Origin of the sequence: Bacillus cereus group sp. BceL062 (assembly GCF_051780025.1) — a bacterium.
Taxonomy (GTDB): Bacteria; Bacillota; Bacilli; order Bacillales; family Bacillaceae_G; genus Bacillus_A; species Bacillus_A toyonensis.
Map to the genome: position 1 here is coordinate 138,547 of NZ_JBPWGY010000001.1, position 24,897 is coordinate 163,443.

A 24,897-nucleotide genomic window follows, 5' to 3' on the forward strand; every position below is an offset into this window, starting at 1 on the left:
ATTACAAAACGATAAGAGGAGTGTATTGTATGAGTACGAATACAAATGTTGTTGAAGTATTAAACAAGCAGGTAGCAAACTGGAATGTGTTATATGTGAAACTACATAATTATCACTGGTATGTGACAGGACCACACTTCTTTACATTACATGAGAAATTTGAAGAGTTTTATAATGAAGCAGGGACGTATATTGATGAGTTAGCAGAACGTATTTTGGCGTTAGAAGGTAAACCGTTAGCGACAATGAAAGAATATCTTGCAACATCTAGTGTCAGTGAGGGGACAAGCAAGGAATCAGCTGAGGAAATGGTGCAAACTTTAGTGAATGATTACTCTGCACTTATTCAAGAATTAAAAGAAGGTATGGAAGTTGCTGGTGAAGCTGGCGATGAAACATCAGCTGATATGTTACTAGCGATTCACACGACATTAGAACAGCATGTATGGATGCTAAGTGCATTCTTAAAATAAAATATATTTTGAAAAATCCATTGAAAAATTTTTTCAATGGATTTTTTTGTGATTTTTCAGTTTTCTTTTATGCTATAATATAGTAAAAGGGAGGCGATGCAATGTTTCGCTTTTTCAGAACTGGAAAAGAAGAACGGGAAATTACGAAAGATGAATTAGAACAAGCGATGGCTAAGTTTCTAGAAACAAATGCTAATATCGTATATACAGTATTAGTAAATGATGATTATACAGTAAATTATGATTTGTTAAAGCCGTATTTGCCTGTATTTCCGACAAATGTTTTTCTTATTACGAAGGAAACGCTTGAGGTATTTGAACATACAGAAGAAAATTTAAACCTAGTTAAAGAAATTGATATTGTACAAAAGGCAGTAGATCAATATGTAACAGAAAAAGAAATGTTTCCAATTGTTGAGGGTAGTGAAGATCGCCTTATATGCGGAATGAAGCTAGGGCCGTACTTAAATCGTCTATTAAAAAGAGACTTATATATTTCAGAAAAACATTATTTAGTTTCAAGTAAACCGGATAGAAAAAAACAAAAGAGCGGGTAGATGTAAAAAACAACAATAATATATTGTTGTCTTTTTTTGGTTGAAAATATATTGACTATTCTGTCTATTTAGTTTTATACTACACGTATTGGATAGGAAGAGGTGATGTATTATGCGTAAACATACGGTAATTATTAAATATCATTCTGAGGATCAAGTATGGTTAGGTTGAGTTATTGAATATAACAATGTACATACCATGATCAAAGGATGGTATACAAGTTCGAGAAATAAATATTATAAACGGTTTCGGGGGATTGGTATATGAAAAATAGTATGACTTACATCCAGTTATTAAATGAAACGTTACGTTGTTATGCAAATAAAGGAAGTTTTGAAGCGTATACGTATATAATGAAACATGCTAAAGGTGTAATAGGTAATGAGGCACAAATATATAATTTTAAATATGCACTAGCAAGTGCAGCAGGACTTGAAGAAGAAGCTTTGCATGTAATGAAGGAAGCTATTATAGAGAATGGATTTTGGTATGGAAATGAATATTTAATTTCCGACGACGATTTAAAACCACTACATAAGTTTGAAGAGTTTCATAAAATGGTTCAATTATGTAAAGAAAGAGAAGAAGTAGCAAAGAAAACAGAACGAGCAGATGTGAAATATATTTACAGCGAGGAAAAGGGAAATCTACTAGTTACAATGCATGGTGATCAAGAAAATATAGGAATAATAGAACCATATTGGAAATCAGTTATTACACAAGATTATACGTTAGCGTTACCACAGTCTTCGCAAATTCAATTTTCAGATGGGTTTGTTTGGGATGATATACATAGAGGGAAAGAAGAATTAAAAGAGCATTACGATAAATTTATAGAGAATCATACAGTAGAAAATGTAATAATAGGTGGTTTTTCTGCTGGAGCAAGAGTAGCTTTACTTACGATTTTACAAAAAGATATAGATGTAGATGGTTTTATTTTTATGGCACCGTGGCTTCCAGAGATTGAAGAATGGAATGAGTTGCTGGAAGTGCTACAGGATAAACATATAAAGGGATATATAGTATGCGGGGATCAAGATGAAGATTGTTTCGAATGCACGCAGCAATTTGTACGATTATTAAGAGATAAGAATATAGAACATAAGTATAAAATTGTGCCTAACTTAAATCATGATTATCCTAATCATTTTGATGAGTTATTAAAAGAAGCTATTGAATATATAGGAAGTAAAAACAATAAGTAGTAAGAAAGGGAGATGCATCGTCGTTGATGTATCTCCCTTTTACAATTATAAATTAAAAGCATTTGCTAGTAAGCGATAAGAATTTAATTTATGTTCAAATTGATGAGTAATCGTGACAACCATAAATTCGTCAGTATTGTACGCTTTACTTAAATTTACTATTTTTTCTTTCACAGAAGTCGGATCACCTACGATCATACGTTGACGATTTTCTTTTATACGGAATAAATCATACGCACTGTATGATTTATTTTGAGCAGTTTCGATAGAAGGTGTACCAGTTGTTCGTTTTCCTTGCTCTAGTAATAAGATTGATAAATCTAAACTAGAAGCAATTTTTTCTGCCTCTTCATTTGTTTCTCCGCAAATAACAAAAATCGCGACAATTGATTTTGGTTTATCTCCTAAATAGGAAGGTTGAAATTGTTCCTGGTAAGCCCTCATAACTTCTGGGCCTCCGAAGCCATTAATAAATTGTGCAAATGCAAAAGAAGCTCCGTTGTGCGCCGCAATTTTAGCGCTCTCTCCGCTAGAACCGAGCATCCACATTTCAGGTGATGTTGGAATAACTGGAGTAGCCTTTAAATTTGCATAATGATGATTTTCTGGTACTTGATCATGTAAATACATTGCAACATCTGCAACTTGTTCTGGGTATTGATCAAGTGAGACCATTTTTCCTTCTTGTAGTGCACGAGTTGCTATTGGCATACCACCAGGTGCTCTACCAACACCAAGGTCGATGCGGTTTGGATAAAGTGCTTCTAAAACGCGGAAATTCTCGGCAACTTTATATGGGCTATAATGCGGTAACATAACACCACCCGAACCAACTCTAATATGTCCCGTTTTCGCTGCAATATGAGAAATAAGTATTTCTGGACTTGAACCAGCTAAGCTTACGGAATTATGATGCTCGGATACCCAAAAACGTGTGAATCCGAGTTTTTCTACTTCTTGTGCAAGCGTAACTGTATGTGAAATAGCTTGGGTTGCTGTGCTGCCATCTGAAATAGGTGATTGGTCTAATACACTTAATTTGATCATAGAATATACCTCTCAATCTTAATGTACATCCTATTATATATTTACTTACGAAAAATGCGTAATGAAATGCTCAAAATGAAAAGCGGATAATATTATATCCGCTTTCAACGAGAAAATCCCCGTTCATAATGATTCATTTCGACTAAGTTTAAAATATATTCATAGTTGTCAATTTCATGTTTTAGCTGTTCACGTTCTTTTTCAGATAGTCTCTTATTGCTAAGTTTTTTACATAAGTTTTGTTTCTTTAATTCTAGATGTTTTTTTGTAGCGTCGTAATCATAAATCTGTTTCATTTTCAACCACTCCTTCGTTGCAGTTGCTATATTATACGAAGCATAAAGAAATGTGAGGTCTGTCTCTTATGTACTTTTAGTGAATATTCAAATTGCAATGGTGTTATGTTTATGGGGATTTATGAATAAAATGCACTAAACCACTAATGCGCATTTTATGAAGTAAGGGGTGGAATTGTGCAGAAAGACTTAATGTATAACCCTGAGATGGATGAAACGTTACAAGTTATAAATAAGGGATTGAATAAGACGACACGTCCGAAACAAATTATTGTAGTAGGGGCAGGCATGGCTGGATTAGTTTCGGCATCTTTATTAAAGGCTTCAGGACATGAAGTGAAGATTTTTGAAGCAAACAATCGTGTAGGCGGCCGCATAGAGACAGTTAGAATGGAAGATACCGGATTATATTTAGATGTTGGGGCGATGAGAATTCCATATTCGCACACGTTAACGATGGCATATATAAGAAAGTTTGGGTTACAGGTGAGTCCTTTTATTAATAGGAATGAGACAGATATCATCTACGTAAATGGTCGGAAAACGACATTAAAACAATATGAAAAAGATCCAAGTATTTTAAGATATCCTGTGGAAATGAATGAAGTTGGGAAAACGTCTGAGGAACTATTATTGTTAGCGGTACAGCCCATTATAAATTTTATAAAAAAGAACCCAGAGAAAAATTGGGATGTTGTAGTAAAGGATTTTGGAAGATACTCTACAGGACAATTTTTAAAGTACCATCCTTATCAATATAATACGTATTTTTCACCAATAACGATTGAGATGATTGGTGTTTTATTAGATTTAGAAGGTTTTTTAGAAAGGTCATTCGTTGAGACGTTACGTTTTTTATACATTATGCAAGAGGAGAGCGGATTTTGTGAAATAATAGGTGGAAACGATAGATTACCAAAATCTTTTTTACCGCAATTAGAAGAAAATATTATTTATAATCAAAAATTAATGAAGCTACATCAACACGATAACGGTGTGACGGCTTTCTATCGAAACGAGGAAACTTTTGAATATAGTAGTATTACAGGGGATTTAGTTATTGTTACAATTCCGTTTTCGACAATGCGTTTTGTGGAAGTAGATCCATTTGACTCTATATCTCATGAAAAGTGGAAAGCAATTCGTGAATTGCATTATATGCCTGCGACGAAAATAGGCATTCAATTTAAAAGTCGATTTTGGGAAGAACAAGGGCAATTAGGTGGCAGAATTATAACAGATTTGCCAATTCGTTACGCCTATTATCCAAGCCATGGAATTGGACAGAAAGGACCAGCTATGATGTTAGGAAGCTATACATGGTCTTATGATGCGTTGCTATGGGATGGGTTATCGAAGGGTGATCGTATCTATTACACATTACACAACTTAGCAACGATATTAGGTGGTCAAGTATATGATGAATTCATGTCTGGAATATCAAAAAGTTGGACATTGGATCCATATGCACTTGGAGGATTTGCTCTTTTTCAAGCCGGTCAAGAATCTGAGCTACAACCAGCGATTGCAAAGCCAGAGGGGAAAATATTCTTTGCTGGAGATCATACAACGTTATATCACGGATGGATTCAAGGTGCGATTGAGTCTGGAGTTCGTGTAGCGGTGGAAGTGAATGAGTAAAAAGTTTTTAATTCAGAAAATTCTTTACTATATAACTTGAGATGGATATTATTATATATAAAAGAAAAATAGGGAGTGTTTACAGTGAATCCGTTATTATTCGATTTTCCTTCTGAATTTTATACTGACAGGCTTTTTATTCGAATGCCGAAACCAGGAGATGGTAAAGTTGTATACGATGCAATTCAAGCTTCAATACAAGAACTAAAACCTTGGATGGTGTTTGCACAAAAAGAGCAAACAGAGCAAGAAGTAGAAGAAAGTATTAGAAAATCACATATTCAATTTTTGCAACGTGAGGATTTAAGATTACTAGTATTTTCGAAAGAAACAGGTGAATTTATTGCATCTGCCGGATTACATCGTATTAATTGGGATATACCTCAATTTGAAATCGGATATTGGATTGATTCGAGATTTAGTGGAAAAGGCTATATGGTAGAGGCTGCGAAAGGTATAACGGATTATGCTTTTTCTGAACTGAAAGCAAACCGCGTAGAAATTCGTTGTGATGCTCTAAATAAAAAGAGTAGAGCGATACCTGAGAAATTAGGTTTTAAATTAGAGGGTATTTTAGAAAGTGCTAGTGTTGCGGTAGATGAAAATGGATTAAGGGATATGTGTGTATTTGCAATGACGAGAAATACATATGAAAAAGAAGAGCTGTAAAGAAACAGCTCTTCTTTTTCATATTATGGTACAGGATGACCGTTAGAGCTTTCAAAAATTGTAAACCATTGTTGACGATCTAAGTTAACTTTTGTAGCAAGAGCGGCCGTTTTTACACGATCTAATTTCCCAGAGCCAACGATTGGCATCATGTTAGCTGGATGAGCAAGTAGCCATGCATACATAATCGTATCGATGCTAGTAACACCTAGCTCATTAGCAACTTTTTGTACAGTTTCACGTACACGTACAGCACGTTCAGTTTGACCGGTAAAGATTTCGCCACCAGCAAGAGGTGACCAAATCATTGGATTGATTCGTTTTTCTTGGCATAAATTTATCGTACCTTTTTCAAAGTGCTCAAGCTGCAGCGCAGATACTTCGATTTGATTTGTAATGAGCGGGAAATCTAAATATGAACTTAACATATGAAACTGTGAAGGTAAAAAGTTAGATACACCGAAGTGACGAACCTTTCCTTCTTGCTTTAAGCGTGAGAACGCTTCTGCCACTTCATTTGGATCCATAAATGGATCAGGACGATGGATGAGTAATACATCAATATAATCTGTATGTAAGTTTTGTAATGAATCCTCCGCACTCTTTATGATATGTTCAGCATTCGTATTGTAGTGAGCAACATATCGCTCTGGAAATTTTGGTGATGGGGGAGCGATTCCACACTTGGTAACAATTTGCATGTTTTCTCGTAAGGAAGGCTTTAGTTGTAAAGCTTCTCCAAACAGCTCTTCACACGTATATCCACCATAAATATCAGCGTGATCAAAAGTAGTAATCCCCATATCCATACATTCTTCAATGAAAGAAAGTAACTCTTGTTTCGTCATATTCCATTCTGCTAAACGCCAAAATCCTTGAATAATACGAGAAAATTTTAGTGTTTCGGCCATTTGAACTCGTTCCATTATAAGTACCCCCTTGATGAATGATTATTATTTTGAAAAGGCTTTCTTACTACATATTATTATATAGTTTGAGGAGCGTACAAACAATAAATATGTTTTGCTACAAAAACGATTTTCTCTATATGCTATAATGTAGACACATATAGCTATAAGGAGATGTAAGGGATGATTCCAGTAACAATATTAACTGGTTTTCTTGGATCAGGGAAAACGACTTTATTAAATCGTATTTTATCAGAAAATCACGGTAAGAAATTAGCGGTGATTGTAAATGAAATAGGACAAATTGGTATCGATAATCAGTTGATTATGAATGTTGAAGAAGAAATTATGGAAATGACTAACGGTTGTTTATGCTGTACTGTACGTGAAGATTTACTCGTTGCGTTAAAACAATTACTGGACGTAAAAGCAGAAGGGAAAATGGACTTTGAAGGCTTAGTAATTGAAACAACAGGTCTTGCAAATCCAGGCCCGATTATTCAAACATTCTTTTTAGATCCTGTTATTCAATCTGCATACCAAATTAATGGCGTTGTAACGGTAGTAGATAGTTACCATATACATAAACATTTTGAAAAGGGATTAGAAGCAAAGGAACAAATTGCATTTGCTGATGTAGTGTTGGTGAATAAATTAGATTTAATTGAAGAAAGTGAAAAGGAAAATCTTTTGCATGAACTGCAAGGTATTAACCCCACTGCAAAGTTAATCGAGGCAACTAACTGTGAGGTAGATATACCATCATTATTACAAATTCAAACGTTTAAAACGAAAGATACGTTACAAATTTATCCTCATAAAGAGCATAATCATTTAGAAGGTGTAAAATCATTTGTACTACGTGAAGAGCGTCCGTTAGATTTACAAAAACTAAATGAGTGGATGTCAGCTGTCGTGCAAGAGCTAGGGGAGTATTTATATCGTTATAAAGGGATTTTATCTATCGATGGAGTAGATAAACGTATCGTGTTCCAAGGTGTACATACATTATTTGCTGCTTCGTATGATAGAGAGTGGCAAGAGGGTGAAAAGCGAGTAAGTGAAGTCGTATTTATCGGTAAAGATATTAATAAAGAATGGTTCCAAGAACATTTTGGGGAGTGTGTGAAATAAGTCTGCGTCAACTGCAGGCTTATTTTTTTATGAGCATTCTATTGAGATTGTACTAGATTTCAATAACGAAACACATAAGGGAAAGAAACGGAAAATAGAAAATAACATTGATAAATATATAATAAAAAGCCTGTTTTCACAGGCTTGTGTTTTCGTTTATTAGTAACTCCATTACAACACCTACAACTGGACCCTCATCATCAATATCCCCGTTTAAATGGAAACCAAATGATTCATATAGGCCCATGGCAAGTTTGTTGTCTGGATGTAAACTTAAGTAAATTATTTTACATGTAAATTGTTGTTGTAAAAATTGAATGAGTAAGCGGAGGAAACGTTTTGCGTATCCTTTTCCTTGATGTTGTTGGTCAATCATAAAACGATCTAACCAGATGCTTTCGTGTTTTTTTGAATACCAACCGTACATTGCGTATCCAACAAGTGTTTCTCCATCATATAAACCTACTGACGTCCCGCTTCCTTCATATAATGATTCTGCTAAAGAAAACGCATTACTTTCAATAAATTGCTGCTGGTTTTTTGCGACGTTTAAAGCAGCTACTGAACGCCAATTTTTTGCTGTTACTTCACAAATGTGAAGATTCATAATTCCAACTCACCTTCTAAAAGAGTATAGCTTAAAGCTAATATGGATAATTTTACTTGTTATTTTGGTCAAGTCAAGGATACATACATAAAAAGGCAGCTGAACAATAGATTCAGCTGCTTGGAAAATATAGTAAATTAGTTTGTTGCTTCTTTCAATGTGTTTACGTTTTCTTCCATTAAAGTAAAGTAATCTTTATTGTTTTTCGCATCATCTTCAGAAATAGTAGCAAGGTGATTTAAGCGTAAAACTGTTGTACCAGTTTCTTTTTGAATAACTGATGCGACTTTTGGCGTAGAGAAAGTTTCAAATAAAATATATTTTAGACCGTGTTCTTTTACTGTTTTTGTAATGTCAGCAAGCTCTTTTTGAGATGGCTCATCAGAAGCTGAAATTCCGGCGATAGGAATCTGTTTTAAACCATAGCGTTGTTCCCAATAACCATAAGCAGCATGAGAAACTAAAATTTCTTTCGTTTTCGCATTTGCTACAGCAGCTTTAAATTGATCGTCTAAATCGGTAAATTTAGTTTGAAGTGCTGCAAAGTTTTTCTCGAATTCTTGTTTATGGTCAGGTTGTAATTCCACAAGAGCATTTTTGATTTTTTCAGCTTGTTTCATCGCAAGAGTAGGGTCTATCCAAACATGCGGGTCTTTATCATGATGGTGATCATCTTCTTTATGACCATCTCCGTGATCGTGATGTTCTTCTTCAGAAGAAGCACGAAGTTTAATTCCTTTTGATGCATTTACAATTTTAACATTTTCTTTTTGTAATGTTTTTTCCATCTTCTCAGCAAATGGTTCTAATTCAGCACCGTTATAAACGAATAAATCGGCTTTTGCAACTTGTACTGTTTGTTTTTGACTCGGTTCAAATGTATGTGAATCGGCACCAGGAGGGTAAATTGCTTCTACTGTTACATAGTCGCCACCAATTTTTTTTGCGAAATCTGCAAGAGGGAAGATAGTTGTATAAACAGTTAGCTTTCCATCTTTCTTGGCAGTACCTTCTTTTTTATTTGAGCAGCCAGTAAAAATTAAAGTGAAAATAAGTAAGAATGAAAATATAGTCAATCTTTTAGGCATGAAGTTCTCCTCTTTTCTTTTTTTACGGATATATCTTCAATTATAGAAGAAAAATATCATTTTAATACAAAACGGAATAATTACGTTTTAGTTTGCGAACTTAGTATAATACATCTTTCATAAAGTTGCAATAAATAATAATCATTACGATTTGATTTTGTTATAAAGTTGTCAAATATAGATGTATTATTTTTGTGAATGCATGCATATGTGACAACGCTGCTTTCATATATTTGAAAGGAAGATGAAGAGGGGGATGAGCGCTTGGGATATTTAATGGAAGCTATCTTATTGATATTAGCGGTAGTATTGCCATTATCTTTCGTTTTAATCTTTTTAAGACGCTTAATAAGTAATTTAGGGAATGCATCAACGATAACGAAATTACCAGAGAAAGAAAAGAAAAAAGAGTAAGTAAAGCACTATGCATACGCATAGTGCTTTACTTATGGTAAAATAAAAAGAAGGAAACTCCTAAAAGTTGCATGTCACTGAAGGAGAGAAAAGTAAAATAAGAGGTATATGCATATATGAATAAGCGAACAGCGTTAGTACTTGGTGCAAGTGGTTTAGTTGGACAAGAGATAACGCGTCTATTACTTGAATCAGATTACTACGATTCGGTTACTATTTTTGTAAGAGAACCAATGCAATGGCAACATGAGAAGTTACAGCAGAAGAAAGTAGATTATTCGGCATTAGAAGAATATAAAGAATTTTTTGCAGTAGATGATGTTTTTAGTTGTCTAGGAACAACAATAAAAAAAGCAAAAACAAAGGCGAATTTCAAAAAAGTAGATTATGAATATACGTTACGAGCTGCTTGTTTAGCTGAAAAGCAAGGGGTGCAAAACTTCCTTGTTGTGTCTTCGATGGGAGCAAATCCTAAATCATTTTTCTTTTATTCACAAGTAAAAGGGAAAATGGAAGAGGAATTGCAAAAGTTAGTGATTGGTGGTATTCATATTTTTAGGCCGTCTTTATTAGTTGGAAATCGACAAGAGTTTCGTTTTGGTGAACGAATGGCTGAAAAGTTAACTCGAATTATTCCTTTTATATTTAAAGGGGCTTTCAAAAAGTATAAACCAATTTCAGCTAAAGATGTGGCGAAAGGGATGTATATAACTGCGCTGCGAGAAGAATCTGGTCTCCACATTTATAATTCAAATGAAATTACAACGATAGAATAAATAAAACCGAGAAGAATGGCTTCTCGGTTTTATTTATTCATATTGATTTTCCCAGGAGCCCGCTTATATTGATACGGTTCTTGCAATTCAAAACCAAGTTCATTTGCGGCTATTCTTGGGAAGTACGGATTGCGAAGTAACTCACGTCCGATAAAAATTAAATCTGCTTCGTTATTATTTAATATTTGCTCTGCCTGTGCCCCAGTCGTAATCAATCCAACTGCCCCAGTTGCAATGTTAGCATGTTCTTTAATATGTTTAGCATATTGTACTTGGTAACCAGGATAAACATCAATATGTGTCGGTACAACTGCACCAGAACTACAATCGATTAAATCTACTCCTTGTTCTTTCATCCATTTTGAATACTGAACGTAATCTTGAACGGTTAGCCCGTCAGGATGATAATCATTTGCTGAAATACGAACAAATAACGGTCCGTCCCAAACTTCATTTATAGATTCGATGATTTCACGTAAGAAACGATAGCGGTTTTCAGATGAACCGCCATATTCATCCGTTCGTTTATTGGAAAGTGGAGAAAGAAATTCGTTAATTAGATAACCGTGAGCGCCGTGTATTTCAATAACGTCAAATCCAGCTTGTTTTGAACGCAGTGCAGCCTTTTGAAAAGCTAGTGCGGTGTCTTTAATTTGCTCTTTACTCATTTCCAGTGGTATTTTCATTGTTTCATTAAATGGAATTGCTGAAGGTGCTAACGCATCTGTTTCTAACTCAGCTTTTCTTCCGGCGTGAGCGAGTTGAATGGCAGCTTTTGCACCATTATCATGTATAAAAGTTGTCGCTGTATGTAATCCTTCAATTAGACTGTCGTCCCAAATACCTAAATCTTTGTTAGAAATGCGACCTTCAGGTAACACAGCTGTTGCTTCAATCATAACTAAACCGACTTGACCGGCAGCCCTAGTTCCATAATGAACGAGGTGGAAATTCGTTACTTTTCCATCCTCATTTTCCGAAGAATACATACACATAGGCGACATGACGATACGGTTTTTTAGTATAACATCCTTAATTGTGTGGGGTGAAAAAAGTTTGGAATGCATCAAATAGCCTCCTTGATTGAATTTTCTTATATTTTACCATTCTCTTTTTTGTTTCTCTAATAAAACGCTTATACGAAAAATTTTGTCTATTCGTGTTACAATGACTAATATGAACTGAATTGGAGGATGACATATGTACCAGGCTTATTATGAAAGTGAATTAGGTTTGCTAGAAATTACAGCGAACGAAGAAGGAATTACGTCTGTTATATTTGTTGATGAACGACAAGAAGAAAATACAAATGAAATGATAGATCAATGTATAAATGAGCTAGATGAATATTTTAAAGGAACAAGAAAAGAGTTTACTGTACCACTGTCTGCAGAGGGAACGTCATTTCAAAAAAATGTATGGGATGCGCTCTACACTATTCCTTATGGCGTAAGTGCTTCATATTTAGATATTGCGGAGAAGGTTGGTAATACGAAAGCTGTACGAGCAATAGGAGGAGCAAACAGTCGTAATCCCATTTCAATTATCGTTCCGTGTCACCGTGTAATAGGAAAGAGTGGAAAGCTTGTAGGGTATGCGGGTGGTTTATGGAGGAAAGAGTGGCTGTTAAAACACGAAGGTATTTTGAAATGAAGTATGAATGGAAAGAGGGATTGTTTTGGAATGTATAAATTGTGGGCAACCTTGTGCGAATGAACAGTTAAATTGTGCAAACTGTCAGCAAAAACTGCATAATAAACAAGGTGAAGGAAGCTCGCTAATAGACAAAGAATTAGAAGAATATGTAGGGAGACAATATCCGTACTACAAAAAAAAATGGGAGCTTGAAAATAAGCGAATTGCAAAATGGAGCTGGAATGGTTGGGCTGCTATTTTTAATGTAGGTTGGCTTGGCTATCGTAAGTATTATTTACCTGCTGCACTATTTATACTGTTATTAGTAGTGTGTGATGCGTTTTCATATTATATGGGCTTCAACGTAGCATTGCCAATCATTAATATGGTGCCTCTCACGTTTTTATTACTCGTTTTTATCTTATTCGGGCTAGGGATTTTTGCGAATGGATTATATTATCAATTTGCAGAAAGACGTATATACCGCATAAAGGCACGTGAAATTAAAGATGAATCGGTTGAAAATTATCTCATTCGTGATAGTGGAGGAACGAGTAAAATGGGAGCAACGATCGTTACAATGTTAGCAGTTGCTAGTATTTTGTTCAGTCATTTCTTTTTCCCAACTGATCAGGATATTATTCAAAAAGTTCGTACAAGCTCGCTTTATGAATATCCAGTCTTTTCAATTGGTGAATCGTTCGAAAATTATTTTCAAAATTCAGGATGGATATACTATCGTGGAACGGAAGGATTAGAATTAGTAGAATTTCAGGGGGAGAGTCCTGAGATGCCAAGGAAAAAGGTGACAATTCAATTTATTGTTGATTATAAATTGGGAGAAGTGGAACCATATTCACTTACGATTAACGGTGAATCTAAAAATGAAGAAGAGTTTTTGAAAATAATGGAGGAAATATTTAAAGTTCAAAATCCATTTGATATAGAGGATGGCTTACAAGTAAATGCTATTCAACAAAGCGGAGGGAAAGCAATTTCTGACCGCTTTTTTTCTTTTTATGAAAATAAATATTTAAAATAATCAGAATCTTTTGTATAATAAAATATATTATACAAGTTTTAACTTATACATATAGATTGGGGGAAGGAAGAATGAAGAGAAAGACAACAACAATTGCTGCACTTGCGTTATCGACTAGTGTACTGGTTGCGGGATGTGGGAATGGGGAGAAGGCTTCGACAACGAAGAAAGAATCAAGTAAGGGAATGGCAGATAAACAAGTTTTAAATTTGCTAGAAACAGCTGAAATTCCTTCAATGGATACATCTAAATCAACAGATTCTGTATCTTTCCGTGTATTTGTAAATGCAATGGAAGGATTATATCGTCTAGATAAAGATAATAAACCAACTCCAGGTATGGCCAAAGATGTGAAGATTAGTGAAGATAAAAAGACATATACATTTGAATTACGTGATGCAAAATGGTCAAATGGTGATCCAGTTCGAGCACAAGATTTTGTATATGCATGGCAACGTACATTAGATAAAGCAATAGCAGCAGAATATGCATTTATTTTATTTGATGTGAAAAATGCACAGAAAGTAAATAAAGGAGAAGTACCGTCGGATCAATTAGGTGTTAAAGCGAAGGATGATAAAACGTTGGTAGTAGAATTAGAGCAACCAGCACCTTATTTCCTTGAGCTTACTTCGTTCCCTACATTCTTCCCATTAAATGAAAAGTATGTAAAAGAACAAGGGGATAAATACGGATTAGAAGCAGATAAATTATTGTACAATGGACCATTTACAATGAGTGAATGGAAACATGAACAAAGTTACCAGTTAAAGAAAAACCCAAATTATTGGGATAAAGATGCTGTAAAATTACAAGAAATTAATGTGGGTATAGTAAAAGAGACAAGTACTGGGGTAAATTTATATGATAGTGATCAAGCAGACCGTGTCATTTTAAGTTCTGAGTTTGTGGACAAATATAAAAAGAATAAACCAGATGAATTTAAAACGAAGCTAGACCCACGTATGTATTTCCTACGTTTTAATCAAAAAAATGCAACGTTTAAAAATCAAAAGGTTCGTGAGGCGATTGATTTAGCGTACGATAAAAAAGGAATTGCGGATGTAATTTTGAATGATGGATCATTGCCAGCGTATTTCTTAGTACCTGAAAAGTTTACGACAGGACCAGATGGAAAAGACTTCCGTACTGTAAATAAAAATTTCCGTGACAGTAAAGATAATGCTGCGAAAGCAAAAAAACTGTGGGAAGAAGCGAAGAAAGAACTTGGTCAAGATACAATTACAGTAGAATTACTAAATGATGATAACGGTAGTCGTAAAAAAGTGGGCGACTTTATTAAAGAAGAATTAGAGAAAAACTTACCAGGTATTAAAGTGAATTTGAAGCAACAACCATATAAGCAGAAGTTAGATTTAGAAAAGAAATTTCAATATGAATTCTCATTATCTGCATGGAGTCCAGATTATCCAGACCCAATGACATATATTGATATGTTCGTTACTGGAAGTTCATTTAATGAAATGGATTATTCAAATCCGAAGTATGATGATTTAGTAGCGAAATCAAAAGGAGAACTACTAAAAGATGACGCAGCACGCTGGAAAGCACTTGCAGAAGCTGAAAAAATCTTAATTGGTCAAGATGTTGCAATCTCTCCTACGTACCAACAAAGTACAGCTTACTTAGAGAAGACGTATGTAAATGGAATTGCTAACCATACGTTCGGTGGCGACTTCAGTTATAAATGGGCATATATTACAAAGAAATAGTATAATAAAAGATGAGTGAATTTTCGCTCATCTTTTGTTTGTTTAAGGAGGAACGTGGAGTGTTGAAAGGAATCAATCATCTTTGTTTTTCAGTATCAAATTTAGAAAATTCTATTCTGTTTTATGAAAGAGTGCTAGAAGGAGAACTATTAGTTAAAGGGAGAAAACTTGCATATTTCAATATATGTGGAGTATGGATAGCACTGAACGAAGAGGCACATATTCCAAGAAAGGAGATTCATCAATCTTATACGCACCTCGCATTTTCTGTTGAACAAAAAGATTTTGAACGCCTGTTACATCGGTTAGAAGAAAATAATGTTCATATTTTACAAGGAAGAGAACGTAATGTGAGAGATTGTGAGTCTATATATTTTGTTGATCCTGACGGTCACAAGTTCGAGTTTCATTCAGGGACACTGCAAGACCGTCTAAATTATTATAGGGAAGAAAAACCACATATGACATTTTACTAGGGAGGAAGAGCATTTGCATGCACTTGTAATCGGGGGAACAGGGATGTTAAAGAAAGTTTCTATGTGGCTTTGTGAGCAAGGATTCCATGTTTCTATTATTGGACGAGATGAAGTGAAATTAGAATATGTGAAGCGAGCAAGTTCTGCACCAGAAAATATCACATGCCTTCCGTTCGATTATCATAATAATGACGAAGTAAAGATAGCTATTAAAGGTACAATTGAGAGAAATGGTCCCATAACATTAGTTGTGGCATGGATACATTCAAGTGCAAAGTATGCGTTATCACTCATTTGTAAGGAGATAGAATTTTCGTCTGAGACATACAGTTTATTTCATATTTTAGGCAGTAAAGCATCGCGTATGAATGCAGGGAAAATAGGTGGTACGCTCTGCCTGTATCATAGAATTATATTAGGTTTTATTTTAGAAGATACATTCGGAAGGTGGCTTACTCATCAAGAAATATCAGATGGAGTAATTAATGGGATTGAAAGTAATTGCAATGAATGGATTGTGGGGCAAATAGAACCATGGGAATTACGACCAAATTGATAAGGGGGAATGGGAAATGAAAACAACTGTATATGTAACAAGGCACGGTGAAACAGAATGGAATGTAGCGAAGCGAATGCAAGGACGGAAAAATTCAGCTTTAACTGAAAATGGTATGTTACAAGCGAAACAATTAGGTGACCGAATGAAAGATTTAGCTATCCATGCGATCTATAGTAGTCCGAGTGAAAGAACACTTCATACTGCAAAGTTAATAAAGGGCGAACGTGATATACCGATAATAGCGGATGAGCATTTTTACGAAATTAACATGGGTATATGGGAAGGACAAACAATCGATGAGATAGAAAGGCAATACCCAGAAGAAATACAATTGTTTTGGTATGAGCCACATCTTTTTCAGTCAACATCAGGAGAAAATTTTGAGGCCGTTCATAAAAGAGTAATTGAGGGGATGCAGCTTCTTTTAGAAAAGCATAAAGGCGAAAATATATTAATTGTTTCCCATGCGGCAGCGGCAAAATTACTTGTAGGACATTTTGCAGGTCTTGAAATTGAACATGTATGGGGAGAGCCATTTATGCATAGCGCGAGTCTTAGTGTAATTGAATTTGATGAAGATCTTGGTAAAGTAAAACAATTTGCAGATATAAGTCATTTTCAGTAAACGTAAAAAAGGCCGCAACGCGGCCTTTTTGGTGGACATAAAAAACTAGCAATTGCGTTTTTTATACCAGAAGTGATCGAATTTTTTATTCTTGCAAGAAGAAGACTTGTGTCTGCTATCTTTGCAATCATTCCATTTGTGTCCGTCATCGTGACAGTCCTTACCATGATCCCACGAATCATCACAAGAACCATGATGACTATGAGGGAAAAATACACATTTTTTACAGAAACATCGTTTTGTCCAGAAACATTTCTTTTCAAAACGAACGCATTTTGTAACGAAAGTGCATTTTTTCACGCGAGTACGTTTTGTAACTATAACGCATTCTTTTCTACGAGTAACTTTTGTAACAAAAGTCCATTTTTGAACGCGTACACGAGTACATTTTGTAACGAAAGTCCATTTTTTTACATGAGTACATTTTGTAACGAAAGTACAATGTTTCACGCGAGTACATCTTGTTCTTGGACATTTATTCCCTGTTGTACATCTACGCCCTGTTGTACATCTACGCCCTGTTGTACATTTACACCCTGTTGTACATTTATGATGATCATCATCGCACTCAAAAGTACTTGGATCTTGGTGTAAGAAATCCTCCATCCCTGCACTTTTGATTTCTTCAACAGCTTTTCTAATATCACGTTTCATAGAAATCCTCCTTATCATGTATTAAAGTGAAAAGGTATTCTTTTTCCTTAACATGATATGAGATATGACGACGTTCTGAACAGGACAAGAGTGTAATTTTATATAAATAGATGATAGCGGATGTATGGACAAGACAAGGCGCATACATTGAATGAAGAGAACTGAGAAGGGATGAGAAAACATGCTGCCTTCATATGATTTTTTTGTTCATCCAATGTACTTAGTGGAATTGAAAAAAGATATTTGGTCAGATAGTCCAGTGCCAGCAAAATTAACTTATGGAAAAAAGAAGTATGACATTGATATCGTATACCGGGGTGCTCATATTCGCGAATTTGAGAAAAAGTCTTATCATGTTGTATTTTATAAACCGAAAAAATTTCAAGGCGCGAAAGAGTTTCATTTGAATTCTGAGTTTATGGATCCGTCACTCATACGAAATAAATTATCTTTAGATTTTTTTCATGATATTGGTGTACTTTCGCCAAAATCACAACATGTATTTATAAAAATCAATGGTCAAATTCAAGGTGTATATTTACAGTTAGAATCAGTTGATGAAAACTTTTTGAAAAATAGAGGATTACCGAGTGGTTCTATTTATTATGCGATAGATGATGATGCGAATTTTTCATTAATGAGTGAGCGAGATAAAGATGTTAAGACAGAGCTCTTTGCGGGTTATGAATTTAAATATTCGAATAAAAATAGTGAAGAACAACTAAGTGAATTTGTATTTCAAGCGAATACTTTGTCGAGGGAAGATTATGAAAAAGAAATTGGGAAGTTTCTACATGTAGATAAATATTTACGATGGTTAGCTGGAGTAATTTTCACGCAAAACTTTGACGGTTTCGTTCATAACTATGCACTATACCATAACGATGAGACAAATTTATTTGAAGTTATACCGTGGGATTATGATGCAACTTGGGGGCGAGATGTACAAGGGAGACCGCTTAATCATGAATATATTCGCATTCAAGGGTATAACACGTTAAGTGCAAGATTGTTAGACATACCTGTATTTAGAAAGCAGTATCGAAGTATTTTAGAAGAAATATTAGAAGACCAATTTACAGTTTCGTTTATGAGGCCGAAAGTAGAAGCGTTGTGTGAATTGATTCGTCCATATTTACTACAAGATCCATATATGAAAGAAAAATTAGAAACGTTTGATCAAGAGGCTGATATGATTTATGAATATATAAATAAAAGAAGGAAGTATATACAAGACCACTTACATGAATTGGATTAATTTTGAAAGAGATTGGAACATTATCAATCTCTTTTTTTGTATAATAAAGGTGTACCAAAAAAGTGAAATGATATGCATTTGATAGAGAATGGGGTTGTGTAGAGATGACGATTAAATGGATTGATTGGGTAAAACAAATACAATCTATAGCCCAAGCGGGTTTAACGTATTCTAAAGATGTGTACGATATAGAACGTTTCCAACAATTACGAGACATTTCGATTTCGATGATGTCACATTACACAAAAACAGATTGGGAAGTAGTAGCGAAACTATTTGCAAGTGAGACGGGCTATCAAACACCAAAAGTTGATATACGAGCAGTTGTTTGTCAAAATGAAAAGCTATTATTTGTGAAGGAAAAAAGTGATGGGAAATGGGCATTGCCAGGTGGATGGGCTGATGTTGGTTATACGCCAACAGAAGTAGCAGCAAAAGAGGTTTTCGAAGAGACAGGATATGAAGTAGATCGTTTTAAGCTACTAGCTATATTTGATAAAGAAAAGCATCAATCATCGCCTTCAGCAACGCATGTATATAAGATCTTTATTGGTTGTAATATTGTTGGTGGGGAAAAGAAGGTTAGTATTGAAACAGAAGAAATAGAGTTTTTTGGTGAAGATGAATTGCCGGATTTATCAATTGCTAGAAATACAGAAGAGCAAATTAAAGAAATGTTTGCTTGTATGAAAGACCCACAGAAAGAAAAAATAATAGATTAATGCTGCTTGAATTGTACATATTGTTAAAATGAAGATATTGGCAGATTGCAATCTTTATGTGATAATGGGATGGTATGTGAAGAAAAAAGGAGATAGAAAAGAACATGTTAGCAAATATAATAGATCAGTTATTGCAATTTTTTGCAAGCTTAGGGTACTTTGGAGTAGCTCTTGCTTTAATGATTGAAGTAATCCCAAGTGAAATTGTACTTTCGTATGCTGGCTTTTTAGTAGCGGATGGTAAAATTAGTTTTGTGGGGGCAGTTATCGCCGGAACGATTGGTGGTACTTTAGCGCAAATCTTTTTATACTGGCTTGGATACTACGGAGGGCGTCCGGTTGTAGAGAAATATGGGAAATATCTACTTATTAATAAACACCATTTAGACATAGCGGAAGGTTGGTTTAAACGTTACGGAGCAGGCGTAATATTTTCTGCACGCTTTATTCCAGTAGTACGTCATGCGATCTCTATTCCAGCAGGACTAGCTAAGATGCCATTAAAACTATTTACACTTTATACGGTTGTAGCGATTATTCCGTGGTCAATTCTATTTATATACTTAGGTGAAAAACTTGGTGGGAATTGGCGTCATATTAAAGAGTATGCATCTGATTATACACATTACATAATTATAGGAGCTGTGCTCTTTATTGCACTATACTTCGGTTTAAAGTATTTGAAAAAGAAAAAAACAACACGTTAAAGTCAATGATGATTCATTGGCTTTTTTATTTGTTTCGGTTCTAAACAAAAGGAGTTGTCCATAATGTGTAATAATAAAGCGTAGCGGAGGAATGTGATGAAAGGGTCACCGTTTATACGTGGAACGATATTTTTAACGATGGCAACGATGATATCTAAAATGTTAGGGTTTATATATATTATACCATTTACAGCAATGGTTGGTACGAGTGGGTACGTTCTATACACTTATGCATATCGTCCTTATACGATTATGCTGAGTATAGCGACGATGGGGTTACCGCTCGCTGTTTCAAAGATGGTATCAAAATATGATCAACTAAATGATTATCATACAGTTAAAAGAGTACTAAAGAGTGGTATCGTTTTTATGTTAATAATGGGAGTTGTATCATGTGTCACACTGTATGTATTAGCCCCGCATTTAGCTGAACTTGTAGTTGATGGAAGTGATCAAACGGGGAATAGTGTAACTGCTGTCGCTACTAACATTCAAATTGTAAGTTTTGCGTTAATACTTGTACCAGTAATGAGTTTATTAAGAGGCTTCTTTCAAGGATTTCAGTCGATGGGCCCTTCTGCATTAAGTGTAGTTGTAGAGCAATTCTTTCGGGTCTTAACTATATTGATAGGAAGTTTTGTCGTATTATATGTTTTAAAAGCTTCTGTATCGCTAGCAGTTGGTATTTCAACGTTTGGTGCTTTCATGGGAGCAATAGGTGGATTAACTGTTTTAACTGCGTATTATGTAAGAAGGAGAAGGCATTTAAAGAAAAAAGAGATGGCAAGTATACCGCAAACGACGAAATCTTTCTTCTCGTTGTATAAGGAGCTCTTTACATATTCTATTCCTTTCGTCGTGGTTGGTTTAGCTATTCCTTTGTATCAGACTATAGATACATTTACAATTAATAAACTACTTATACAAATTGGATATATGCAAGGAGAAGCGGAAAAAATCAATGCGATTATTGGTCTTGTTCAAATGGTTGTACTTATCCCAGTTTCAGTTGCGACTGCTTTTAGTATGTCTCTCGTTCCAGAGATGACGAAAGCTTATACAGCAGGGAATACGAAGTTACTATATAAACATTTTACAAAGACGAATCTATTAGTAGTAGGGATTACGGTACCAGCGGCGATTGGAATGATGGTGTTAGCAAAACCAATATATACGCTTTTGTTTAGTACTGGGAATGATCCGGAGATAGGGAGTGTTATTCTACAATATTATGCTCCTGCGTGTATACTATTTTCACTCTTTACTGTAACGGCTGCCATGCTGCAAGGAATTAATCAACAACAGAAAACAGTATTAGGTTTAGTAATCGGAATTATTGTAAAGATAATATTAAATATTGTATTGCTTCCGTATTTGGATTATGTAAGTTTTATCATTTCAACTTACGCTGGCTATACGATTTCAGTTGGTTTTAACTTGTGGATGCTTTCTAAATATGTTATAAAGGCAACATAAGCTTTTTAAGGCAGAGAATCCTCTGTCTTTTTCTACGTTTATAATATTTTTCACGTAAAAGCGTTTTCAAAATAATTTTTCTATTGAAATTTAAACGTATGTTTCATATGCTGAGAATGGCGGTTCAAAAACTGTTATGTAAGAGAGGTAGATTCCTACATGTAAAAAGAATCGGGGTGATAGTATGTTAAATATGTATTTAACAGACCGAAACGGAAAACTACAAGAGATTGAGGAAATGCAAAAGGGTTGCTGGATTAATGTACTTCATCCAACTGAAGAAGAAATTCAGTATTTAGTACAAACTTTAAATGTAGACTTAGATTTCATTAAAGACCCTTTGGATGATGAAGAACGCTCTCGTATTGAAAAGGAAGACAATAATACCTTAATCATCGTCGATATTCCGACAGTTAGGCATGATGAAGAGGGGAATTCGATTTATGACACGATTCCAATAGGTATGATTGTAATGCCAGATTGTTTCGTTACAATTTGCTTAGAAGAGAATCCAATTTTTGAACGTTTTATTAATCAACGTATTAAAGAATTTTATACGTTTAAAAAGACACGCTTTGCACTGCAGCTCTTATATACGATTTCTACTTATTATTTAAGATACTTAAAGCAAATAAATCGAAAAACAATCGATTTAGAGCACCAATTAAATAAATCAATGAAAAACAAAGAAATTTTTACATTGTTAGGCCTTGAAAAAAGTTTAGTTTACTTTACAACATCACTAAAGGCTAATAAAATTGTAATTCAAAAATTAATGCGAAACAGTACATTTTTAAAAATGTATGAAGACGATCAAGATCTATTAGAAGATGTATTAATTGAAAATAAACAGGCTATTGAAATGGCGGAAATATATAGTCACATTTTAAGTGGAATGATGAATACATTTAGTTCCGTTATATCAAATAATTTAAATAGTGTTATGAAACTGTTAACGTCTATTACAATTATTTTATCTTTACCAACAATGGTTTCTAGTTTCTTTGGAATGAACGTAAAGGTTCCATTTGAAGGTGAAGCGTATGGTTTTGTAATTGTACTCATTATATGTGTAACTTTATCGTTCACATTGGCATTTGTTTTTTGGAAGAAACGTTACTTTTAACAATAAAAAAGCTGCTCTAGCATAGTTGTAAAACTACGCTAGAGCAGCTTTTTTGCTATGAAATCTCAATTTTGGAATAGAATATAATATGTGAAATGTAATGTGTATGAAGGTTATGAATTCCGTATAAGCCTTGTCCAATTAATAAAATGGGGTTAAAATTACATATTGTTAAAGAAAAGTTGGAGGAAATACATCATGGAATTGTTTCAATTACCGAAAGCATTCCTGCAAATGAATACAATTTTTATCTCAATATTAATCGAGGCACTTCCGTTTGTGCTAATTGGTGTATTTATTTCAGGATTCATTCAAATGTTTGTGACAGAAGATATGGTGGCAAAATGGATGCCGAAGAACCGATTTCTGTCAGTTTTATTAGCTACTTTTTTAGGCATGATGTTTCCAGGATGTGAATGTGGAATTGTTCCGATTGTAAGACGATTAATCGGAAAAGGCGTTCCGCCATACGCAGGGATTGCATTTATGTTAACTGGACCGATTATTAATCCGGTTGTACTATTTGCTACATATGTCGCTTTTGGAAGTAGTATGCACATGGTATGGTATCGTTCTATTGTAGCGATTATCGTAGCAATTATCGTTGGGATTATATTATCATTTATGTTTAAAGAACATCAATTAAGAGATGATCACTTCCCAGAAGTGAATCATAAGCGTCCGTTACGTAAAAAAATGTGGGAAGTATGTACGCACGCTGTTGAGGAATTCTTCTCAATGGGAAAATACTTAGTACTAGGTGCGTTAATTGCAGCAGCGGTTCAAACGTTTGTACAAACTTCAACACTTCTTGCTATCGGACAAGGGCCGTTTTCTTCATCAGCTGTAATGATGGGACTTGCCTTTATATTATCACTTTGTTCAGAAGCAGATGCATTTATTGCTTCGTCATTCCAAAGTACATTTTCAACAGCATCACTCGTCGCGTTTCTCGTATATGGACCGATGGTGGATATTAAAAATATGTTTATGATGCTTGCGACATTTAAAACAAAATTTGTAATTGTCGTTACAGTTACAGTTACTCTTGTTGTTTATGCAAGCTCACTACTCATTTATGCGATGGGGTGGTAGGTTATGTTTCGAGCATATATATTATTAGGTTTCACAATATTAATTGCACAGCTTCATATTTCAGGTAATATTACGAAATATATCAATATGAAGTATGCTTATTTATCAACAACAGCAGCCATTATTTTAGGGTTTTTAACGATTGTTCAAATTATTATCGTTTTCCAAAAAGAACATCAAAAAGAAAAAGATCAGCACAATTGTGGTTGCGATCATAGTCACTGCGGGCATGATCATTCGAAAGATGAGAATACATGGTGGAAAAAAGTGTTTTCTTACACATTATTCTGTTTTCCAATCATTACAGGATTGTTTTTCCCAATTGCAACATTAGATTCCGATATTGTTAAGGCGAAGGGATTCCATTTTCCAGTAGCGCAAGCAGAAAGTAAAGATCCATTTATGACAAGGCAATTTCTAAGACCTGATACGAGCATTTATTACGGGAAAGAAGGATACCGTGGTGTAATGGAAAAAGGGAAGAAAGAGTTTGTTACGAAAGACAGTATTACTTTAAAAGATGAAGATTTCTTAAAGGGCATGGAGACGATTTATAACTATCCTGGCGAGTTTACTGGGAAAAAATTATCTTTTAAAGGGTTTGTGTTCAGAGATGATTCTTCTAAAAAAGAACAATACTTCTTATTCCGTTTCGGTATTATACACTGTGTAGCGGATTCTGGTGTATATGGTATGTTAGTGAAAAAACCAGAAGGGGTAGAGTGGAATAATGATGACTGGATCCAAGTAGAAGGAGAAATAACAACGGAGTTTTATCAGCCGTTCCATGCCAATATTCCCGTTTTAGAAGTAACGAAATGGAATAAAGTTGAGCAGCCGAAAGAACAATATGTATTTAGAGGAGCCGATTGATAACATCGGTTCTTTTTTATGGACTAAAAGTTCTGAATGTTGTTAATATTAAACGTGTAGTTCATTTAGTGTAGTGAACAGTACATGATTAGTTGAA

The 24,897-nt window shown here is 34.6% G+C and carries 28 protein-coding genes; 21 read left to right on the plus strand and 7 right to left on the minus strand.

Annotation, left to right across the window (positions count from 1 at the left end):
* The first annotated feature begins 29 nt into the window (after positions 1-29).
* The 3 genes from ACS2MN_RS00665 (at position 30) to ACS2MN_RS00675 (ending at position 2,239) form a co-directional block, all read left to right on the plus strand.
* Positions 30-473 carry a Dps family protein gene (locus tag ACS2MN_RS00665; RefSeq protein ID WP_000106367.1) on the plus strand — a complete coding sequence of 148 codons (444 nt, stop codon included), beginning with the start codon at positions 30-32 and terminating at the stop codon, positions 471-473.
* 101 nt (positions 474-574) lie between these two features.
* On the plus strand, positions 575-1,030 hold the full coding sequence (locus tag ACS2MN_RS00670; protein ID WP_000488204.1) for a DUF3939 domain-containing protein: 456 nt from the start codon (positions 575-577) through the stop codon (positions 1,028-1,030).
* A gap of 264 nt (positions 1,031-1,294) precedes the next feature.
* On the plus strand, positions 1,295-2,239 hold the full coding sequence (locus tag ACS2MN_RS00675) for an alpha/beta hydrolase (protein ID WP_000798331.1): 945 nt from the start codon (positions 1,295-1,297) through the stop codon (positions 2,237-2,239).
* Positions 2,240-2,284: 45 nt separating this feature from the next.
* Here the strand turns inward: ACS2MN_RS00675 and ACS2MN_RS00680 are convergent, their stop codons facing one another.
* Together ACS2MN_RS00680 and ACS2MN_RS00685 are read right to left on the minus strand one after the other, a co-directional pair.
* Positions 2,285-3,286, minus strand: coding sequence for an LLM class flavin-dependent oxidoreductase (locus ACS2MN_RS00680; protein WP_088056050.1), 1,002 nt, complete (start codon positions 3,284-3,286; stop codon positions 2,285-2,287).
* A 104-nt stretch (positions 3,287-3,390) separates the two neighbouring features.
* The gene (locus ACS2MN_RS00685; protein WP_000810136.1) at positions 3,391-3,582 is read right to left on the minus strand and encodes a DUF3896 family protein; all 192 of its coding nucleotides are present in this window, start codon (positions 3,580-3,582) and stop codon (positions 3,391-3,393) included.
* 177 nt (positions 3,583-3,759) lie between these two features.
* Here ACS2MN_RS00685 and ACS2MN_RS00690 point away from each other — a divergent pair, with 177 nt between their 5' ends.
* Positions 3,760-5,223 carry a flavin monoamine oxidase family protein gene (locus ACS2MN_RS00690; protein ID WP_142286019.1) on the plus strand — a complete coding sequence of 488 codons (1,464 nt, stop codon included), beginning with the start codon at positions 3,760-3,762 and terminating at the stop codon, positions 5,221-5,223.
* 84 nt (positions 5,224-5,307) lie between these two features.
* Positions 5,308-5,892 (plus strand): GNAT family N-acetyltransferase, encoded by a 585-nt coding sequence (locus tag ACS2MN_RS00695; protein WP_001068748.1) that lies wholly within the window; start codon positions 5,308-5,310, stop codon positions 5,890-5,892.
* A gap of 23 nt (positions 5,893-5,915) precedes the next feature.
* Here the strand turns inward: ACS2MN_RS00695 and ACS2MN_RS00700 are convergent, their stop codons facing one another.
* On the minus strand, positions 5,916-6,818 hold the full coding sequence (locus tag ACS2MN_RS00700) for an aldo/keto reductase (RefSeq protein WP_000442814.1): 903 nt from the start codon (positions 6,816-6,818) through the stop codon (positions 5,916-5,918).
* A 165-nt stretch (positions 6,819-6,983) separates the two neighbouring features.
* Here ACS2MN_RS00700 and ACS2MN_RS00705 point away from each other — a divergent pair, with 165 nt between their 5' ends.
* The gene (locus ACS2MN_RS00705; RefSeq protein WP_000613433.1) at positions 6,984-7,934 is read left to right on the plus strand and encodes a CobW family GTP-binding protein; all 951 of its coding nucleotides are present in this window, start codon (positions 6,984-6,986) and stop codon (positions 7,932-7,934) included.
* 136 nt (positions 7,935-8,070) lie between these two features.
* Here ACS2MN_RS00705 and ACS2MN_RS00710 read toward each other — a convergent pair whose 3' ends face one another.
* On the minus strand, positions 8,071-8,541 hold the full coding sequence (locus ACS2MN_RS00710; RefSeq protein WP_088056049.1) for a GNAT family N-acetyltransferase: 471 nt from the start codon (positions 8,539-8,541) through the stop codon (positions 8,071-8,073).
* Between the two features lie 137 nt (positions 8,542-8,678).
* Positions 8,679-9,629: a metal ABC transporter substrate-binding protein gene (locus ACS2MN_RS00715; protein WP_001126163.1), complete on the minus strand. Its 951-nt coding sequence runs from the start codon at positions 9,627-9,629 to the stop codon at positions 8,679-8,681.
* 264 nt (positions 9,630-9,893) lie between these two features.
* On the opposite strand from ACS2MN_RS00715, the gene ACS2MN_RS00720 reads away from it, so the two are divergent.
* Entirely contained in the window at positions 9,894-10,043 is a 150-nt protein-coding gene (locus ACS2MN_RS00720) for a hypothetical protein (protein ID WP_000540935.1), read from the plus strand.
* A gap of 116 nt (positions 10,044-10,159) precedes the next feature.
* A complete protein-coding gene (locus ACS2MN_RS00725) occupies positions 10,160-10,819 on the plus strand; it encodes an oxidoreductase (protein WP_001042745.1) in 660 nt (219 codons plus the stop codon).
* Positions 10,820-10,848: 29 nt separating this feature from the next.
* Here ACS2MN_RS00725 and namA read toward each other — a convergent pair whose 3' ends face one another.
* A complete protein-coding gene (namA, locus tag ACS2MN_RS00730; RefSeq protein ID WP_000555702.1) occupies positions 10,849-11,886 on the minus strand; it encodes an NADPH dehydrogenase NamA in 1,038 nt (345 codons plus the stop codon).
* Positions 11,887-12,019: 133 nt separating this feature from the next.
* Here namA and ACS2MN_RS00735 point away from each other — a divergent pair, with 133 nt between their 5' ends.
* The 6 genes from ACS2MN_RS00735 (at position 12,020) to ACS2MN_RS00760 (ending at position 16,889) form a co-directional block, all read left to right on the plus strand.
* The gene (locus ACS2MN_RS00735; protein WP_087950148.1) at positions 12,020-12,472 is read left to right on the plus strand and encodes a methylated-DNA--[protein]-cysteine S-methyltransferase; all 453 of its coding nucleotides are present in this window, start codon (positions 12,020-12,022) and stop codon (positions 12,470-12,472) included.
* 25 nt (positions 12,473-12,497) lie between these two features.
* The gene (locus tag ACS2MN_RS00740) at positions 12,498-13,496 is read left to right on the plus strand and encodes a DUF2628 domain-containing protein (protein ID WP_000388938.1); all 999 of its coding nucleotides are present in this window, start codon (positions 12,498-12,500) and stop codon (positions 13,494-13,496) included.
* 71 nt (positions 13,497-13,567) lie between these two features.
* On the plus strand, positions 13,568-15,229 hold the full coding sequence (locus ACS2MN_RS00745) for a peptide ABC transporter substrate-binding protein (protein ID WP_000824261.1): 1,662 nt from the start codon (positions 13,568-13,570) through the stop codon (positions 15,227-15,229).
* Between the two features lie 59 nt (positions 15,230-15,288).
* Entirely contained in the window at positions 15,289-15,705 is a 417-nt protein-coding gene (fosB, locus tag ACS2MN_RS00750) for a FosBx1 family fosfomycin resistance bacillithiol transferase (RefSeq protein WP_000911701.1), read from the plus strand.
* 13 nt (positions 15,706-15,718) lie between these two features.
* Entirely contained in the window at positions 15,719-16,261 is a 543-nt protein-coding gene (locus ACS2MN_RS00755; RefSeq protein ID WP_000543131.1) for a short-chain dehydrogenase, read from the plus strand.
* Between the two features lie 16 nt (positions 16,262-16,277).
* Positions 16,278-16,889, plus strand: coding sequence for a phosphoserine phosphatase 1 (locus tag ACS2MN_RS00760; protein ID WP_000859186.1), 612 nt, complete (start codon positions 16,278-16,280; stop codon positions 16,887-16,889).
* Between the two features lie 45 nt (positions 16,890-16,934).
* Here the strand turns inward: ACS2MN_RS00760 and exsB are convergent, their stop codons facing one another.
* On the minus strand, positions 16,935-17,543 hold the full coding sequence (gene exsB / locus ACS2MN_RS00765; RefSeq protein WP_033662989.1) for an exosporium protein ExsB: 609 nt from the start codon (positions 17,541-17,543) through the stop codon (positions 16,935-16,937).
* 181 nt (positions 17,544-17,724) lie between these two features.
* On the opposite strand from exsB, the gene cotH reads away from it, so the two are divergent.
* The 7 genes from cotH to ACS2MN_RS00800 all read left to right on the plus strand — a co-directional run bounded on the left by cotH (position 17,725) and on the right by ACS2MN_RS00800 (position 24,800).
* The gene (cotH, locus tag ACS2MN_RS00770; RefSeq protein ID WP_000938007.1) at positions 17,725-18,801 is read left to right on the plus strand and encodes a spore coat protein CotH; all 1,077 of its coding nucleotides are present in this window, start codon (positions 17,725-17,727) and stop codon (positions 18,799-18,801) included.
* 104 nt (positions 18,802-18,905) lie between these two features.
* Entirely contained in the window at positions 18,906-19,523 is a 618-nt protein-coding gene (locus tag ACS2MN_RS00775; RefSeq protein ID WP_088056046.1) for an NUDIX hydrolase N-terminal domain-containing protein, read from the plus strand.
* 104 nt (positions 19,524-19,627) lie between these two features.
* A complete protein-coding gene (locus ACS2MN_RS00780) occupies positions 19,628-20,230 on the plus strand; it encodes a DedA family protein (RefSeq protein ID WP_000880689.1) in 603 nt (200 codons plus the stop codon).
* Between the two features lie 96 nt (positions 20,231-20,326).
* Complete coding sequence (locus ACS2MN_RS00785; RefSeq protein ID WP_015000401.1) at positions 20,327-21,706, plus strand: putative polysaccharide biosynthesis protein; 1,380 nt, start codon at positions 20,327-20,329, stop codon at positions 21,704-21,706.
* Positions 21,707-21,890: 184 nt separating this feature from the next.
* Positions 21,891-22,832 (plus strand): magnesium transporter CorA family protein, encoded by a 942-nt coding sequence (locus ACS2MN_RS00790; RefSeq protein WP_000933700.1) that lies wholly within the window; start codon positions 21,891-21,893, stop codon positions 22,830-22,832.
* Positions 22,833-23,030: 198 nt separating this feature from the next.
* The gene (locus ACS2MN_RS00795; RefSeq protein ID WP_000418718.1) at positions 23,031-23,927 is read left to right on the plus strand and encodes a permease; all 897 of its coding nucleotides are present in this window, start codon (positions 23,031-23,033) and stop codon (positions 23,925-23,927) included.
* A 3-nt stretch (positions 23,928-23,930) separates the two neighbouring features.
* On the plus strand, positions 23,931-24,800 hold the full coding sequence (locus ACS2MN_RS00800) for a TIGR03943 family putative permease subunit (RefSeq protein ID WP_000488051.1): 870 nt from the start codon (positions 23,931-23,933) through the stop codon (positions 24,798-24,800).
* The last annotated feature ends 97 nt before the right edge of the window (positions 24,801-24,897 follow it).

Excerpts from the sequence above, each read along its gene's own strand:
- ACS2MN_RS00705 (WP_000613433.1), top strand. The coding sequence starts at position 6,984 with ATGATTCCAGTAACAATATTAACTGGTTTTCTTGGATCAGGGAAAACG.
- ACS2MN_RS00715 (WP_001126163.1), bottom strand. The coding sequence starts at position 9,629 with ATGCCTAAAAGATTGACTATATTTTCATTCTTACTTATTTTCACTTTA.
- ACS2MN_RS00780 (WP_000880689.1), top strand. The coding sequence starts at position 19,628 with ATGTTAGCAAATATAATAGATCAGTTATTGCAATTTTTTGCAAGCTTA.
- exsB (WP_033662989.1), bottom strand. The coding sequence starts at position 17,543 with ATGAAACGTGATATTAGAAAAGCTGTTGAAGAAATCAAAAGTGCAGGG.
- namA (WP_000555702.1), bottom strand. The coding sequence starts at position 11,886 with ATGCATTCCAAACTTTTTTCACCCCACACAATTAAGGATGTTATACTA.
- ACS2MN_RS00665 (WP_000106367.1), top strand. The coding sequence starts at position 30 with ATGAGTACGAATACAAATGTTGTTGAAGTATTAAACAAGCAGGTAGCA.
- ACS2MN_RS00685 (WP_000810136.1), bottom strand. The coding sequence starts at position 3,582 with ATGAAACAGATTTATGATTACGACGCTACAAAAAAACATCTAGAATTA.
- ACS2MN_RS00760 (WP_000859186.1), top strand. The coding sequence starts at position 16,278 with ATGAAAACAACTGTATATGTAACAAGGCACGGTGAAACAGAATGGAAT.
- ACS2MN_RS00725 (WP_001042745.1), top strand. The coding sequence starts at position 10,160 with ATGAATAAGCGAACAGCGTTAGTACTTGGTGCAAGTGGTTTAGTTGGA.
- ACS2MN_RS00795 (WP_000418718.1), top strand. The coding sequence starts at position 23,031 with ATGGAATTGTTTCAATTACCGAAAGCATTCCTGCAAATGAATACAATT.
- ACS2MN_RS00675 (WP_000798331.1), top strand. The coding sequence starts at position 1,295 with ATGAAAAATAGTATGACTTACATCCAGTTATTAAATGAAACGTTACGT.
- ACS2MN_RS00745 (WP_000824261.1), top strand. The coding sequence starts at position 13,568 with ATGAAGAGAAAGACAACAACAATTGCTGCACTTGCGTTATCGACTAGT.
- ACS2MN_RS00680 (WP_088056050.1), bottom strand. The coding sequence starts at position 3,286 with ATGATCAAATTAAGTGTATTAGACCAATCACCTATTTCAGATGGCAGC.
- ACS2MN_RS00700 (WP_000442814.1), bottom strand. The coding sequence starts at position 6,818 with ATGGAACGAGTTCAAATGGCCGAAACACTAAAATTTTCTCGTATTATT.
- ACS2MN_RS00785 (WP_015000401.1), top strand. The coding sequence starts at position 20,327 with ATGAAAGGGTCACCGTTTATACGTGGAACGATATTTTTAACGATGGCA.
- cotH (WP_000938007.1), top strand. The coding sequence starts at position 17,725 with ATGCTGCCTTCATATGATTTTTTTGTTCATCCAATGTACTTAGTGGAA.
- ACS2MN_RS00800 (WP_000488051.1), top strand. The coding sequence starts at position 23,931 with ATGTTTCGAGCATATATATTATTAGGTTTCACAATATTAATTGCACAG.
- ACS2MN_RS00735 (WP_087950148.1), top strand. The coding sequence starts at position 12,020 with ATGTACCAGGCTTATTATGAAAGTGAATTAGGTTTGCTAGAAATTACA.
- ACS2MN_RS00775 (WP_088056046.1), top strand. The coding sequence starts at position 18,906 with ATGACGATTAAATGGATTGATTGGGTAAAACAAATACAATCTATAGCC.
- ACS2MN_RS00790 (WP_000933700.1), top strand. The coding sequence starts at position 21,891 with ATGTTAAATATGTATTTAACAGACCGAAACGGAAAACTACAAGAGATT.
- ACS2MN_RS00670 (WP_000488204.1), top strand. The coding sequence starts at position 575 with ATGTTTCGCTTTTTCAGAACTGGAAAAGAAGAACGGGAAATTACGAAA.
- ACS2MN_RS00710 (WP_088056049.1), bottom strand. The coding sequence starts at position 8,541 with ATGAATCTTCACATTTGTGAAGTAACAGCAAAAAATTGGCGTTCAGTA.